This is a genomic window from Roseofilum sp. (assembly GCF_982964205.1).
Genome location: NZ_CEZBFX010000115.1, coordinates 1 through 15,445, shown reverse-complemented (window position 1 = coordinate 15,445; position 15,445 = coordinate 1). Strand labels below are relative to the sequence as shown.

Here is a 15,445-nt window from a genome sequence, read left to right as displayed (position 1 = left end):
ACTTTCTGATACACTCACTTTTAACCGACCTGCCATCAATACCTCTATATTCCTTTGCTCTTTTCCTACCCATTATTATACCCTTTCCCATGAAGCGCAGCTTCATAGGGAAATGGTATTAGAACGATTTAATTATAACCGGATGCGTGCCTCCTCAGTCATTGAAGGCTCGAGAAATTGGCAATCAATTCGGGTTGTCTACGACTCCATTTTTCGTCATGTTCGCTCCAGGAAAACCACAGGGTAAAGGCGAAAGTTTTTCTGGCGCGATCGAGTTAGAAGCAATGTCAAATTATTAGCATAGCGATCGCCAGCCTGATAGCCCACATAATATCCATTTTGTCAAGGTCTTTAATGAATGATACCAAATCCGAATAGTATAGAAAATAAACAGATGCTGTTCTAATCCCAATTTTCTTGCTATCCATCTCTACCTGTACTACCCGGATTTGGTATGACACACCCTAGCAATAGACAAAATTGGGTTTTATCCTTGGGTCGAGGGGCTTTCCAGCCGGAAAGCCCTTACTCTTAAATTGCCTTAGCCACTTTTAACTCTTGCAGTTGAGCCGTATCACCTTGCAAGACGACTCCGCGATTATTGAAGGCTAAATGGCGGACAATTTTATAAATTGCTTCAATTTCCTCTGGGGCGTTGGCAGCAGTGGCTAATTCTACCAAAGATAAAGCTCTGTCGCTCTCCCCTAAAGCTTGCATCATTTGATTTTGCAACTGGAGAACACTAGCGGCAGCTTTTTTCCCTGCTTCTACCCCAGGTTGGTGATAGGCATTGATATTGACCAAGGTGGCATAAAATCCGACCGCCCGCTCATAGAGGGCAATCAATGCTCCTACAGTGCGCGGAGTGACTTCAGGCATAGTGACGGTAATGGAGTCCCGGTTATTTTCGTATAGGGCTTTGCGGGTTCCTTGCAATAGTCCAGACAGATAGTCACCACAGGTAACGCCAGGTTCTACTTCGGGGGAAGGGCGATCGCGGTCTTTCAGAACTTCAATAAAGGTGACAAAGAAATTCGGTACACCTTCGCGCAACTGCTGGACATAGGCATGTTGGTCGGTGGAGCCTTTGTTACCATAAACAGCAATCCCTTGATAGACCGTATTACCGTCTAAATCCTTTTCTTTACCCAAGGATTCCATCACTAACTGTTGGAGATAGCGGCTAAAGAGCAGCAAGCTGTCTTGGTAGGGCAAAATCACCATGTCTTTTTCTCCTTTACCATTGCCAGCGAAGTACCAGGAAAGGGCAAGCAGAGCGGCAGGATTTTGTTTGAGGGAGGGGATGCGGGTGGCTTCATCCATTTCTTTGGCTCCCGCTAACATTTGGTTGATGTCGATCCCTTGTAGAGCGGCGGGAACTAAACCAACAGCAGAGAGTTCGGAGGTGCGCCCGCCTACCCAGTCATGCATGGGGAAGGTGGCTAACCAATGTTCAGATTTAGCGAGTTGTTCCAGTTTACTCTCATGGCCGGTAATGGCGATAAAGTGGGGGCTATGGGGGAGGTTAGCGGCTTCATAGGCAGCTTTGGCTTCGATCATGCCGTTGCGGGTTTCGGGCGTGCCTCCAGATTTGGAGATGATAATGACTAGGGTGGTATTGAGTTTATCTTTGAGTTGGCCTAGGGTACGGTCGATACCTGTCGGATCGGTGTTGTCAATAAAGTGAATATGGAGTTGAGGGGAGGAGGAGGCTAAGGCTTGAGCAACAAATTGGGGCCCTAGGGCCGATCCACCGATGCCGATGGAGAGAATATCAGTGAATTGGGGAGCATTGGGGGGTTTGATGGCTCCAGAGTGGATATCTTGGGTGAAGCGATGAATCGCTTCTAAGGTTTCGTTGATTTCAGCTTTGAGTTGGGGATTGGGTGCAAGATCGGGGTTGCGTAGCCAGTAGTGCCCCACCATTCGTCCTTCATCTGGGTTGGCGATCGCCCCTGATTCCAGTTTAGCCATTTCGGCAAAGGCTTTGTCAAGCTTGGGCTGTATTTGTGCGACTAGACGATCGTCAAACCTCATTCGACTAATGTCGAGATAAAATCCTAGGCTGTCGTGGGTGTACAGCCAGTCTTGATAACGTTGCCAGAGGGTTGCTGCATCCATAACCAGTCTTCTCCAAAGGGTTGAGGCATTGTCGGCGATCGCCGATCGAAACAAGGTAATTAGAGGTTACTTAAAACTCTCCTAGACACCATACCGTTTAGATCTCCGGTTTGGGTAGAATCCGGAGAAATTTAACAATTTGCCCCATGACGGCGATCGCAATCAGATATTCTCCAATCGTAAAATGATAGAACATTGGCTCTGGGCCAAGTCGATGCAGGTTTGGCAGGTCTTCTAGGCGTTTGAGGCTCAGGAACTCAGTAAATACAAAGCGATAAATTGTTTCATAGCTACTCTTTTCTCTTTTCTGTAACTTTTGTAGATCTTGGAGAAAACTACGGTGATAGAGCAGTTGGTATTGGGTCGATGATAGTGTGGAGGAGTGAGCCACAGTCATAGGATTTTCACCTGTGCCAGCGATCGAGGATTGGTTTATTATGGATGATGCAAAAACCCTAGAGCTTCTTCGCGATTCATGAAATCACCGGGTTTGATTGTATCCATGGTTGCGTGCATCATGGTCAGTACATAGACATCTGCACTCAGAGGAGCTAAAAAAGCCCAAACTTGATTTAAGTATTCTTCCGGGAGTCCATCGACGAGATCGTGGATCTGTTGTCGTTTCTTGGTATCAATCATACCCTTGAGATAGGAGGTCTGCATTGCCTCCCCCATTCTAACCCCTAGGGCGATCCAATTTCATCTAAGTTGCGAATTACAGGTGTGGGGGGATTAGAGGGACTAGAATTAGGGGAATTAAAGATAGCATTGATGGCTCTCTCTAGGGTGTTAGCCATAACAATTTGGTTGTCATAGGCAACAATCACTCGGACTAAGGTCGGTAAGCTATTTTGTTCGGCTTCCAAATAGAGGGGTTCGACGTAAAGCAGAGATTTTTCAATGGGAATGACAAGGAGGTTTCCCTGAATAGCTTTTGATCCCTGCCGGTTCCAGAGAGAGATTTGACGGGAAATTTCTGGGTCTTGATTAATCAGAGCATCAATTTGTTCTGGCCCATAAACAAGCTGCTGTTTAGAGAATTGATAGAGCAAAAGTTTACCGTAATTTTCTCCATCTGAACGACCGGCTAACCAAGCAATTAAGTTATTGCGACTCGCGGGAGTAAAGGGATGAAGTAAGATAAATTCTTCTCGATTTTCAGTCGGCAACTTCATGATTAAATAATAAGGTTCTACAGTTTGGGGTTGACCGCCATAGATTTCTAGGGGAGAGCGCCATTGATCCTCACGGTTGTAAAAGACTTGAGGATCGCGCATATGATAGGTTAACAGTTGATCGGATTGGATGCTAAACAGGTCTACAGGATAGCGAATATGAACTTTAAGGGATTGGGGCATATCGTTTAAACTACGGAACAGGTTAGGAAAGATTTTGGTAAGGGTTTGAATCATCGGGTCGGAGTCATCAGCAATGAAAAAATAAACCTTGCCATTGTAGGCATCGACGACGACTTTTACGGAGTTGCGAATGTAGTTAAAGGGGAGTTTTTCTGGATCGGAATAGGGATAGCGATCGCTGGTTGTATAAGCATCAATAATCCAATACAAATAGTTCTCCTTATTGTTACTGTTATCCCCACTTAAGTCAGTATTAGCAACGACTAAATATGGGTCTCGATCGAATCGGAGAAAGGGAGCAAGTGCTTGGACTCGCTCAACGATATTGCGACGAAATAAAACCTTAGTTTCTGGCGTAAAAGATTGGGTTAAGAGCATTTGCCAATCTTTGAGGTATTTAGCAAACAACCACCGTCTCCAGCGACTGGCGATCGATACGCCCCCTGTCCCATCATAAAAGTTATATTGGTTAGCATCTCCTTGGGGATAATCTAACTCGGGTTCCCTCGAAGGAGTCATAAGATAAGTATTGGTCAACTCTCCATAATAAATTCTCGGTTGACCAATGGGAATACTATCGCGAATTCGAGGCTCAGAAATCCAAACGGGAGTGGTTTGTCCTTCTGGGCTTTCTGCTCCAATATCTTTGACATAATATTCGGGTAAACCATCGGAGGCAACCGTATTCACTGGCGACATAGTAAAGCCATAACCATGGGTATAGACTAAATGTTCATTGATCCAAGTTTTTGCCTCTTCAGGTACTCCTTCATAATCTAATTCTCGTGGCGCTAAAATGACCTGTTGTTTTTCCGTGCCTTGATAATCTCGCTGGCGGAAAGTATAGCGCTCAATATCGGCATCCAGAAATTTATAATATAAGCGAATTTGTTGCAGTTGCCGGTTGGTTTGTAAGAGGGGGCGAGTATCCCAGAGGCGAATATTATCAAGAGTTAGCTTATTGTTGAGTAAGTCTTGTACGGTTAATTGTCCTTCAGGATTAAACGGATAAACGTCAATTTGGTCTAAATTAAAAGCCGATCGAGTAAATTCAATGGTGCGCTGGATAAATGGAGTTTCTCGTTGCAGCTCGTTGGGTTGAACGATGAGGCGCTGGCTTAGGGCCGGTAGGGCATAGTTGCTCACTCCTGCAATGGTTAAAAAGAGAAGCATCCCATAAATCATTTTCCGCCAAATATCCCGTTTTTTTGCCCAATAGACCGAGCGACCTAAAAGGAAAAAACCATAGCTTGCTGCCAGAATAGACAGCACTTCAATCATCGGTTTTTGGGTATAGATATCGGTGAAGCTGGCTCCATAAATGACTCCGGTAGGAGAATAGAGGAGTTCGTAGCGGGAGAGGACATAACTATAGGCAACGCTAAACATCACTGCGGCGCTGATGACTTGCAAATGGCGGCGCTGTTTGGGAGAAAAACCGGGAAAACTACCCAGGGCTAAACTTCTACCGGATAATAAGTAGATGATGGTAACGGCAAGTAAGGAAAAAACACAGAGAATAACGAGCCAGAATTCCAGGAGATGGAGAACGGGTAAGGTGAAGATGTAGAAGCTAATGTCTTGGTTAAAGAGGGGATCGACTTGATTAAAGGGAGTGGGATTAAAGCTGGTGAGAATTTTGGCCCAATGGCTCGATAAAATTACGCCTAAACCTGTGCTGAGGAAAATGGCGATCGCCAGTAGCGTTCTTTGGGGAATGCACAAGAGGAGAATGGGGAACCCAAGGACAAATAGGGTTTTGACTCCAGAAGAGGGTAGATCTAGAAAGGTGCGAAGAGCTGATTCGGGGCGAAATCGAGGGGGAAGTTCGGGAGTAAGGCTGGCAATATTAAAATCGGTATGCCAATAGGGAAGAATGACTTCTGTATATTGGACAATAATTAATCCTAAAACGAGACTTAAGAGTCCGACGGATAGCAGCAACCCCCCTAGGGGAATGGTTTTGGGATATTGAGGATAAGCGTCTTGTTCTTCTGGGGGTTTGGGATATTTGAGCCGGTTTGCAACCCAGAGATTCCCGCATAGATAGAGGCTGCTGATTCCGAAAATAAGCGTACCAACAATCAGTTGCGTTTTCACCCGGAGGGCAAATTCAGCACGATAACCAAGTTCGTTAAACCATAGTCCTTCGGCGATCAGGTTAGTCGCGATCTCGAAAATAAGCCATCCTGCCAACAGGATAACTAAAATCCAACCGATTTTTGGCGATCGCAGCCACTGCATGTTGATTTAAACCAAGTTCGTCAGTATCAGGAGAGAGGAGTAGAGGCAAAAAAATTTTTGCTTCTACTGGTTGAGTTCTAAACATAATTGGCGGAAATGATCGCCCCGTTGCTCAAAGTTAGCATATTGATCGAAACTGGCGCAGGCGGGAGAAAATAAGACTCCTTTGGCTTGATAGTGTTTTGCTAAAACTAAGGAACGGGGAATGGCTCGATCCAAAGTTTCGACCATCTCATAGGAATCATAACCCACCGCTTCTAAGCGTTGGGCAAAATGGGGCGCAGCTTCGCCGATGAGTAAGACTGCTGCCGCTTTAGACTTAATGCGATGCAACCATTGGGTGTCATCTCCTTCTTTCGCTTCTCCACCTGCAATTAAAATAACGGGAGCTTGAACTGCCGATAAACCCACTTCAGCCGCATCATAATTGGTGGCTTTACTATCATTAATCAAGTCAATTTGATCGATCGCACTAATGAGTTCTAAACGATGGGGAACGCCAGGAAAATTGGCGATCGCCTCAGCAATGGCTTCCCGTTCAATCCCCGCTAACCGAGCCACAGCTACCGCTATTAATAGATTTTGCTGGTTATGCGCTCCCACCATTTTCAAACTGGCAGCGGGTAAAATGGGGTCGCCTTGCACCATCACCCAGCGGTCTTGAATATAAATCCCATTCTGGGGAGAACTAACTAAATGCTGTTTGCCTTTAATGCTCGTCCAATAGGCATTAGGCCATTCTTTGAGACCCCTTTGACGCAAATAGGCATCATCGCCATTAAAGACTTGATGATGCGATCGCCGCAATAACTGTGCTTTAATCTCGTAATAATTGTCCAGAGTTTTATGGCGCTTGAGATGATCGGGGGTAAACGTTGTCCAGACCCCTATTTGGGGCGATAGGGTAGAGGAGGATTCAATTTGATAACTACTAATTTCGGCAATCACCCAATCCGGCCGTTTTTCACCGAGTGCCAACTCACAAGCTGCGTAGCCAATGTTACCGCAGCCGGGGGCATAAAAGCCAGCCTGTTGAAAAATCGCGGCAATTAAAGCGGTAGTGGTGGTTTTGCCATTGGTTCCGGTGACTCCCACCCAAGGAATATCGCTCAATTCTTGCCAAGCCAGTTCCATTTCTCCCAGGATTTCTATGCCTTGCGCTCGTGCTTGCACCAACACGGGAATATCCCAGGGAACTCCAGGACTAACTACAATCCGTTCTGGCAGGGGGGCATCCTCTAAGCTGAAGGAAGAGCCGAGATCGCAGGCAATTCCCAGATTGTGAAGGGTTTTCTGTTGTTGGCGTAAAGCATCAGAGATTTGGCGATCGCTCGCTTTCACCTGCCATCCTTGACGGTGTAGCAGTTTAGCGGCTGCAATTCCAGATTTACCTAAACCAATGACATGAGCAAGGGGCATATTCTTTTGGGCGGCAGACACAGTTCGTTCTTTATCATAAGTCTTTGTGCGATCTTCGTTTGTTTTCTTCTTCCCAGCGATCTAATTGCCCAGTGATTTTGCTATTTCTAACTGATTCAGCGGACTGGGTATGATATTCTGAGCCTTGGAGTAAGGGTAAAAAAACTGTCAGCTCCTATGTACATCAATCGGTAAAGAGGGGGGAAATTATGGAAAATACACCGGTGTTAGATTGGATTGCGGGAGGATTGGCGATCGCGATCGCGATCGGAGGCTTAGTCATGCTATTCCAAGGTTTATCGGGTTTTAATGAGCAGGATAAAAGGTAACCAATCCCCGCGAAGACAGCGACGGGGCTTCCAAACGTATCGGAGACTTTACGTGAAAGATAGCCAGTTAGCTAGGCAAGCTATTGCCTATTCCCTGACATCTAGCTGAAGTCTATTAGCTACTGACTCAATTCCTGCATTTTCGCTTCAGCAAACTCGCGGAGCGATCGCGCTTCTTCCGTAGCCTTTGTGCCCGATTTTACTCGATCTAGGTCATAAATAATGCTTTGCAGTCCACTGACAAGTACCCCAGTATTGGCACTAGAAGCGGCTAACTTTTGCCAGGCGGTAATTTGACTTTTCGCCTGATTCAGCGCTTTAGTAGAACTTTGCTCATTCCGCAGACGAATCCTCGCCATGGCAGCATTTTGACGATATTCAGCTAATTTAGTCTGGGCTTGCACATAGGTAGGATTATCATCTTTTACCCGCTCCAATTGCTCGCTTGCCCGATCCCAGAAGCGGATAATTTCCTGCCACTGCTCCTCAGGATGGGGAGGATTTTGAGACATTTGGGCTGCTGCCATGCCATATTGAGCCGCTGCTTGGATGAGGGTATCGGTTTTGCCGGTTCCAGCACTGCGTCCAGAAACCTGCTGAAAATCGCGCTGATATGCTTTCATTTGAGCTGCAGACATTCGTCCAGCAACGGTTTGAGGAGGGATGAGATCGAGTTTATCGAGTCCAGCTTGCCAAATGGCGATCGCTTCCTGTTTACTCGCCTCAGAGTTGGCTTGTTGATATTGGCTTTTCCCCTCTTCGATTTGACTAGCGCCCTCTTCCAAAAGCGTTAAAGCATTGTTCTGCTGGAAAATTTTAGCATCCATGCGGGCGACCTGTTGCCGAGCGCCCTTATACTCATCCAGGGTAAACTGCCAACTACAACTAAAAAATGTACAGTAGCGCCGGGGAAAGTAGCCTAAAAACCACACCGGTAAACCATCCAGATGGTTTTGAGCTATGGCCACTTTTTCTGCGCCTAACTCGATATCAGCAGCGCTAGTAGCTTGGTTAATCAGTTGGTCTGCTTTTTCCACATTGGCGATCGCCCCCCGGTAATCATAATCCATTTTCATATAACTGGGCAGTAGCACCAGGGGAATCGTTTTGGACACTGGCCAGCGAATCATAGGATAGGGGAGATTGAGAATATAAACCAAACCTGCTAATCCAGCTAAACCCATCACTCCCCAGGACAAATAGCTAAACATTCCAGAGGGTTGATTGGCTTTAGCGGCCTTGCGAATTGCTGCATCTCTAAACTCAGGGATCAGATCCTGAATGATCTCCCGTAACTGTTGAGCCGAAACCGGCTCTCCCGTTTGTTGTCGTAATCGCTCTAACCGTTTGAGGATCAACATTTTCACAGGAGCTTGGAGCGGATCATTTCCCACACACCGCTCTAGTTCCCGTACTAGAATAGTATATGCCTTATGATTGAGACGGGCCATCAGATGATTTTTGAGTTCTTTATCACTATTATGGCTGACTTCCGGTCAAAATACTTGCGTAATTTCCGTAATTTTTGGTAGATAAAAACACTTGCAATTTCATACAATGAATCAAGGCGTTCTATCGAACCTCCATTTTAATTAATTGTGTCCCAACCTAGGAGTTATCCTAGTGATGCTCCTACTGTGCAATCCTTTGCCATATTAGGGTATGTTGAAGTTCTTCCGTTTGCTCCAATCCACTGAAACCTCTTTTCGTCGCATTCTCATGGGGCGGATTTTGCTGATGACGATTCCCGTTTTACTTTTACTTCAATATGCCACCTACCGTAAAGCGCGTTCGAGTTTATTAGAAACGGCTCGGTATAATATTATTGAAAGTGCCATTGAAAAAGGCGATCGCCTCGATCTAAGTATCAAGGCTCTGACCGATCAGGTGAAAACGGCCAGTGAAAGTGGAATTTTGCAATCAGGGGACTTGTCCAAAATAGATCCCTATCTTAACGAGCTAAGTCAGCGGTTTTCTAATTCTGTGGTGTGTTTACAACTACACGACCCAACCCAAGATAAGGTAATTTCTAGTACCTGTGGAGTAGAGAGGATCGGTAACTTAGACTCTGAAAAAATCGCTCAAAAATCCTATGCACAATTTTCGACCCATGTAGAAGTTAAGTTACTCTTAGAGGCTCTACCATCTGCTTTCTATCATTATGGTAAGGATCGACTCCATTTTTTAATTAATGCGCCAGTTTACGATCCTTCTGGACAACCCCAATCTAATCTAGTTATTGAAGCGACTGTTTCCCTCCAACAAAATCAAGATCGCAAATCCTTATCCGGCTATACAGTAATTATTAATGAAGAAGGAACAATAATTGCTCATATCGATCCCACTCGAATTGGTACTTATGTTAGTGAAGAAAAAAACAAAAATCTTAACTTTAGATTAGAATCAATTCTCCGATCGGCTACAGCAGGACAAACTAATTTTCTCCACTTACCTGAATTCGATCAAAGTAGTCGAGAAGTGATTACTGGATATACAGCTATTCCTAATCCAACAACGGCCGGATCGAGCAAGGGTAAATGGGTTGTTTTAGCAGTCACCCCCCTTGAACACGCTCTCTATGGTCTTCAGGAAATTCGGCAGACTTTAATTAATTTAGTTTTGGGATTAATTGCAGCTAATTTAATTGCAACATTAATTTTATCTCGCTCTTTAGTTACTCCAGTTGAACAACTAGGAAAATATGCCCAAAGTTTTGAATGCAGTGTTTCCCCGGAAGCCATTCCCCAGAAATTCAAAATTCATGAATTTAATCAACTGGCTAAAGCCCTCAATAGTATGGTGGCTCGGTTAACCAGTTGGGCTGAAGAGTTGGAAGTTGCTTGGCAAGAAGCCAAAAGTTCTAATCAGCTCAAAAGTGAATTTTTAACCAGTATCTCCCATGAATTAAGAACGCCTCTTAATGCAATTATTGGCTCGGTTCGCTTGGTTAAAGATGGGTTCTGTGATGATAAGGAGGAAGAATTTGAGTTTTTGCAACAAGTGGATAATGCTGCCCTCCATTTACTCTCGATTATTAATGATATTTTGGATTTATCTAAAATTGAAGCAGGTAAACTGTCTCTAGAGTTAGCCCCAGTGGATTTAAATCAGATTCTTAAAGAGGTGATTGATATTGAATCGGCTCCTATACAATCGAAAGGTTTATCTTTAATTTATGAAAGTATTCCTGACTCAATTCCGATCGCTGCTGATGCAGATAAACTGAAGCAAGTTTTCATGAATATTATTGGCAATTCAGTTAAATTTACTGAAGAGGGAGGAATTACGATCAAAGTGGAGTCAAACTCTAACGGCAATAATTTGACCCGATCGCAGGTGAGGATTGCGATCAAAGATACGGGAATTGGAATCGATCCTTCTGCTCAATCCAAGCTGTTTCAACCGTTTGTCATGGCTGATGGAACTCGGACTCGTAAGTTTGAAGGGACGGGTTTAGGATTGGCGATTTCTCGGAATTTGATTGAGATGATGGACGGTAAGATTGCTCTGTATAGTGAGGGAGATGGACAGGGAACAACGGTGGAAATTGTGTTGCCTTTGATTGATGTGCAACAGTTGGAGCGATCGCAGGCTTTGAAAACTCAAGTGTGAGTGCAGATCGGATTAGGATTTGACCACGATGAAAACGGCGATCGCCAGCAGAAAATAGCCAAAACCTTTCTCTAGTTGCTTTCCAGGCACAAACTGAGTTAAGTATGACCCCAAAATAATTCCTGTACTCGCAGCAACAATGAAGGAAAACACCAAGGGTAAATTAATCGGGATCTGACTGCTCAGATATCCCCAAAACCCGGTTCCAGATTGAAACGAAATCACCAACAGAGATGTCCCGATCGCCTCTTTCATGGGAATCTGAATCAATAACACCAACGCTGGAATGACCAAAAAACCACCGCCAATCCCCACAAATCCGGTCACTAATCCTACACTGAAGCCAGCTAAGGGAATGAGTATAAACCTCTGCCAAACTCCTGAAACTTGGCGAGCTTTCAGTATCTCTTCACTCTTTTGCGTGTGACTCTTCTGAATCATTAAAATACTGGCCGTCACCATCATCGCGACAAAACCCATCAGTTGTATCGTGGGACTAACCATGGGTTGAGTCGCAATTTTAGCACCTAGATAGGAACCCACCATAGCTGGAGGTGCAAACATTGCTGCTGCTTTCAGGTTCACATGACCCGATCGCCAATGGGAGATGACTCCAATAAGACTGACGCTACCGACAATCGCTAATGTCATGGCGATCGCTGATTTTGTCTCTACCCCCATTACATACATTAACACGGGCAGAGCCAATACTGAACCGCCACCACCAATTAAACCCAAACTCAAGCCCATACAAACGGCCAAAGCATGTCCCACCAGATTCACTACCATCTGATTTTCCTCATTGCTCCTGACTCTTTACTGATTCCACCTCTACCAGCAGAGAGAGAAAGTCACTCTAAACTCGCTGATTAGATCCCTGGCATAAGTGGGCAAAAAATGAATAGTAATGTACTAACTTTATAGACTATTGCTAGAGTGCCTATTACCGGACTTCTTACAGAATTCTATTGTAAGGCAATTTTGCCAATAACCGAGCCATCATACAGGTATTACTAATTCCAGCAAACATCAATCCGGCTCCCACAAAACCACTCAAAAACAAGAAACCAGGAGCCACAAATACACCCAATAAAGTTCCAGTTAAGACCAAAGAACCGGCCACAATTTGTACCTGACGCATAAGGCTAATCGGAGCCTTGGGATTAACATGAGTCGGATATCCCTGTTGTTTCCATTCCTCTAATCCTCCTCCTAGGTGAGTTACCTCTTCAAATCCCGCTAGAAAGAGCTTTTGGGCAGCCGTGACTGAACGATTTCCGGTTTGGCAATAGAGAATGAAGGGTTTGGTGCGATCGGGGAGAAAATCATCCGGATTAAAACGAGATAAGGGTCGAGAAATAGCCCCTGAAATACGCTCGCCAGCATATTCACTGGGTTCGCGCACATCAATGAACTGAATCCGATCTTTTTCCCACAACTCTTGTACCGAAGAACTGTCGATGGTTTGTAGTTTATCTTGCAGATTTTGATGGGTAACCATAGTTGATTAAATTTGACTCAGGAAATGATTAGATAGAGACTTCATTAAGCTACGGCCGGCACTTTCCCGCATCTTTGATTTGCAGGAACTGCTTCGGCAATTTTTTTCGGGTTGGGTAAATTTAAACTTTGCATGAGGGCGATAAAACTCTCACGAGTGTGACCAGCTAAACGAGGATTAAATTGTTTTTCTTCGCCAATGGTAGAAACCGTGCAGCCTTTATAATCATGACCGGGATAGACTTCTGTCGGGTTGGGAAGCGTAAATAACCGTTGAGTAATGGCATCATAGAGCAGACCTGGATCGCCGCTTTGGAAGTCTGTACGACCACATCCTCGAATGAGCAGAGAATCACCCGTAAGCAATTTGTGTCCATTCACTAGATAGGCCATGTGGCTATCGGTATGACCTGGAGTGGCGATCGCCTGAATCTCAATTCCTCCAACTTGTAATAATTCCCCATCAGTCATAAAGCGATCGGCACAGGAGACTCCAGCCTGTTGAGGAACTAGGGATGTACAACCGGTCACTTCCCGAAGCTGGCCGCTCCCGGTAATATGGTCAGCATGAATATGGGTTTCTAGACAATAGCAGAGACTTAACCCTAACTCCTGCAACAGTTTCAGGTCACGATCCACTTGCTCTAGCACCGGATCGACCAAGAGGGCTTCTTGAGTCTTCAGATCGGCTAATAGATAAGTATACGTGCTGGTTTCTGGATCGAATAATTGACGAAATAGCATCCAAGTCTCCTTCATTCACGCTTAATCAAAAGCATATCACTATTTAGAGATTTAGTAAATTAAGAACATCGTAGTTGTTCACTCCCCGACTCTCTTCTTTGTAATCCCGACATCAATTTATGCTAAAATCAGCCAGAATTCTTGCTCAAAGGTCTCAACTATCCAATTACAACCTTGATTGATTCCTCGACTGAATCTCACTCAGAGGTAGATTCTCCTTACATTCATCGGTGCATTGAATTAGCCCGCCAAGCCCTTGGGCGAACTGCTCCAAATCCCCTTGTGGGAGCGATAGTGGTGGCGGAAAATCAAATTGTGGGGGAAGGCTTCCATCCCCGCGCTGGAGCTAGCCATGCTGAAGTGTTTGCCCTACAAGAGGCGGGCGATCGCGCCTGGGGAGCAACCGTCTATGTGAATTTAGAGCCTTGTAATCATTATGGTCGCACTCCTCCTTGTACAGAAGCCCTAATTGCCGCAGGAGTAAAGCGAGTGGTGGTGGGGATGGTAGACCCCGATCCGAGGGTATCTGGTGGAGGTATTCAACGGCTCAGAGACGCGGGAATCGAGGTTAAGGTGGGGGTAGAAGAAAAAGCGTGTCAGCAGCTTAATGAAGCATTTATTCATCGTATCCGCCATCAACTCCCTTGGGGTATTTTTAAGTATGCTATGACATTAGACGGAAAAATCGCTACAACCACAGGTCATAGCCAATGGATTACTGGAGAAGTCTCTAGGCGGTGGGTACATCAGTTGCGAGGGACTTGTGATGCAGTGATTGTGGGAGGGAATACAGTAAGAAAAGATAATCCCCAATTAACTACCCATGGAGTCGTGGATCGCAACCCGGTGCGGATGGTGATGAGTCGTTCTTTGAATTTACCCCGATCGGCGCAATTGTGGGAGTTGGTTGCACCAACCGTGGTGTTAACGGAGCAAGGTGCTAATCCCCAATTGCAGACGGAGCTTGGCAACCAGGGGGTTGAAGTGGTGGAATTTCCCCAACTGACTCCCAGAGCTGTTATGGAATATGGATATCAACGGGGATTTTTATCGGTGTTATGGGAATGTGGAGGACAACTGGGAGCGCAGGCGATCGCTTCTGGAATGGTGCAGAAAGTTTATGCTTTTATTGCACCCAAAATTATTGGGGGCGATCGCGCTCCTTCTCCCGTGGGCGATTTAAGATTAACCCAAATGACTGAAGCTCTAAATCTAACTGATATTCAGTATCAATCTTTAGGCAGCGATATATTAATTGAAGGTTATCTCGTTAATCGCGATTCCTCTAAGCGTTAAAAATGGGAACTATTGCTATTCGTGCCTATTGCCTTCTCCCTCCTTGACCCTATGCTTAGAACCTTAACGAGTGACCATTATCCATTACCCATTACCACGCGAAGCGCTATATGCTCGAATTAGTTATTAGTAGTTTATTTTTCAGTAGCTTGGGATGTCAATTGCTGATGATGGGCAATAGTATTCATCGCAGTTATATCGAAATCCAGAAACGGAATGAGGAGGAGGAAGAAGTTTTGACCCATTACGAACCCAAAGAACACTTTGGTACAGAAGGACAAGGGAATCAGAATGGTTCAACCAAAGCACGCGGATGGGAATTCAAGATTGTGCGAGCCAATAGTGATTTATTTCGCAATCCAACTATATTGCATCAACTTTGTCGTGAAGAATCCCAAGCCGGTTGGATTTTGTTAGAAAAACTTGACGATCGCCGAGTCAGATTTCGGCGAGCGATCGCTGCTCGACAGAAAATTCGCCCAGAAACCCTCTCCTTTGACCCCTATCGATGTCATTATGGATCGTCCGGTAACTCCAAAATTTGGTTCGCCACCCTTGCCTTCCTTCTCGCCCTGATGATTCCTGCCTATGCTGGATACTGGGTAATGTCTCAATATCTGAATCAATCCCCACCTGAGAGCGCTCCCTTGCCCGAATTTCTACCTAAATGAAAATCCCAGTTTTTATTCACTCTGCTATAGTAGAATCGTGCTTAATCTAAGGTCTAAGTCTATGCAGACTGACCGGAACAGTTGACCTTTGATGCCTTATCCCTCTTCTGTCACTCTCCGAGAATGAAGATAGAATAAAATAGAGTATCAA

The 15,445-nt window shown here is 45.1% G+C and carries 15 protein-coding genes; 5 read left to right on the top strand and 10 right to left on the bottom strand.

The features are described from left to right. Positions 1–247, top strand: a 247-nt coding sequence (locus AC3A14_RS20575; protein WP_487779136.1) for a hypothetical protein, incomplete at its 5' end; no start/stop codon positions are given. 284 nt (positions 248–531) lie between these two features. Here AC3A14_RS20575 and AC3A14_RS20570 read toward each other — a convergent pair. The 6 genes from AC3A14_RS20570 to murD form a co-directional block, all read right to left on the bottom strand. After that, on the bottom strand, positions 532–2,121 hold the full coding sequence (locus tag AC3A14_RS20570) for a glucose-6-phosphate isomerase (RefSeq protein ID WP_318734516.1): 1,590 nt from the start codon (positions 2,119–2,121) through the stop codon (positions 532–534). Between the two features lie 97 nt (positions 2,122–2,218). Further along, on the bottom strand, positions 2,219–2,518 hold the full coding sequence (locus AC3A14_RS20565) for a hypothetical protein (protein ID WP_318734518.1): 300 nt from the start codon (positions 2,516–2,518) through the stop codon (positions 2,219–2,221). 38 nt (positions 2,519–2,556) lie between these two features. Next, positions 2,557–2,784 (bottom strand): hypothetical protein, encoded by a 228-nt coding sequence (locus tag AC3A14_RS20560; RefSeq protein ID WP_318727488.1) that lies wholly within the window; start codon positions 2,782–2,784, stop codon positions 2,557–2,559. 20 nt (positions 2,785–2,804) lie between these two features. Continuing rightward, positions 2,805–5,714 carry a UPF0182 family protein gene (locus AC3A14_RS20555; protein WP_318734540.1) on the bottom strand — a complete coding sequence of 970 codons (2,910 nt, stop codon included), beginning with the start codon at positions 5,712–5,714 and terminating at the stop codon, positions 2,805–2,807. After that, positions 5,641–5,808 carry a hypothetical protein gene (locus AC3A14_RS20550; protein ID WP_318734519.1) on the bottom strand — a complete coding sequence of 56 codons (168 nt, stop codon included), beginning with the start codon at positions 5,806–5,808 and terminating at the stop codon, positions 5,641–5,643. The genes AC3A14_RS20555 and AC3A14_RS20550 overlap by 74 nt, the downstream gene beginning before the upstream one ends. Next, complete coding sequence (gene murD / locus AC3A14_RS20545) at positions 5,787–7,142, bottom strand: UDP-N-acetylmuramoyl-L-alanine--D-glutamate ligase (RefSeq protein WP_413039251.1); 1,356 nt, start codon at positions 7,140–7,142, stop codon at positions 5,787–5,789. Before murD ends, AC3A14_RS20550 begins: the two co-directional genes overlap by 22 nt. 209 nt (positions 7,143–7,351) lie before the next feature. Here murD and AC3A14_RS20540 point away from each other — a divergent pair, with 209 nt between their 5' ends. Then, the gene (locus tag AC3A14_RS20540) at positions 7,352–7,471 is read left to right on the top strand and encodes an NAD synthetase (RefSeq protein WP_413038711.1); all 120 of its coding nucleotides are present in this window, start codon (positions 7,352–7,354) and stop codon (positions 7,469–7,471) included. 119 nt (positions 7,472–7,590) lie between these two features. Here the strand turns inward: AC3A14_RS20540 and AC3A14_RS20535 are convergent, their stop codons facing one another. Then, positions 7,591–8,922 carry a hypothetical protein gene (locus tag AC3A14_RS20535; RefSeq protein WP_318734524.1) on the bottom strand — a complete coding sequence of 444 codons (1,332 nt, stop codon included), beginning with the start codon at positions 8,920–8,922 and terminating at the stop codon, positions 7,591–7,593. A gap of 211 nt (positions 8,923–9,133) precedes the next feature. Between AC3A14_RS20535 and AC3A14_RS20530 the strand changes: the two genes are divergently transcribed. Further along, positions 9,134–11,083, top strand: coding sequence for a sensor histidine kinase (locus AC3A14_RS20530; RefSeq protein WP_318734526.1), 1,950 nt, complete (start codon positions 9,134–9,136; stop codon positions 11,081–11,083). 12 nt (positions 11,084–11,095) lie between these two features. Here AC3A14_RS20530 and AC3A14_RS20525 read toward each other — a convergent pair whose 3' ends face one another. The 3 genes from AC3A14_RS20525 to AC3A14_RS20515 form a co-directional block, all read right to left on the bottom strand. After that, on the bottom strand, positions 11,096–11,872 hold the full coding sequence (locus AC3A14_RS20525; RefSeq protein WP_318734530.1) for a sulfite exporter TauE/SafE family protein: 777 nt from the start codon (positions 11,870–11,872) through the stop codon (positions 11,096–11,098). Between the two features lie 166 nt (positions 11,873–12,038). After that, positions 12,039–12,584 carry a rhodanese-like domain-containing protein gene (locus AC3A14_RS20520; RefSeq protein WP_318699818.1) on the bottom strand — a complete coding sequence of 182 codons (546 nt, stop codon included), beginning with the start codon at positions 12,582–12,584 and terminating at the stop codon, positions 12,039–12,041. 44 nt (positions 12,585–12,628) lie between these two features. Next, on the bottom strand, positions 12,629–13,327 hold the full coding sequence (locus AC3A14_RS20515) for an MBL fold metallo-hydrolase (RefSeq protein WP_318734533.1): 699 nt from the start codon (positions 13,325–13,327) through the stop codon (positions 12,629–12,631). A 174-nt stretch (positions 13,328–13,501) separates the two neighbouring features. Here AC3A14_RS20515 and ribD point away from each other — a divergent pair, with 174 nt between their 5' ends. Beyond that, on the top strand, positions 13,502–14,623 hold the full coding sequence (gene ribD / locus AC3A14_RS20510; protein WP_318734535.1) for a bifunctional diaminohydroxyphosphoribosylaminopyrimidine deaminase/5-amino-6-(5-phosphoribosylamino)uracil reductase RibD: 1,122 nt from the start codon (positions 13,502–13,504) through the stop codon (positions 14,621–14,623). A gap of 110 nt (positions 14,624–14,733) precedes the next feature. Next, the gene (locus tag AC3A14_RS20505) at positions 14,734–15,294 is read left to right on the top strand and encodes a hypothetical protein (protein WP_318734537.1); all 561 of its coding nucleotides are present in this window, start codon (positions 14,734–14,736) and stop codon (positions 15,292–15,294) included. Positions 15,295–15,445: the final 151 nt, after the last annotated feature.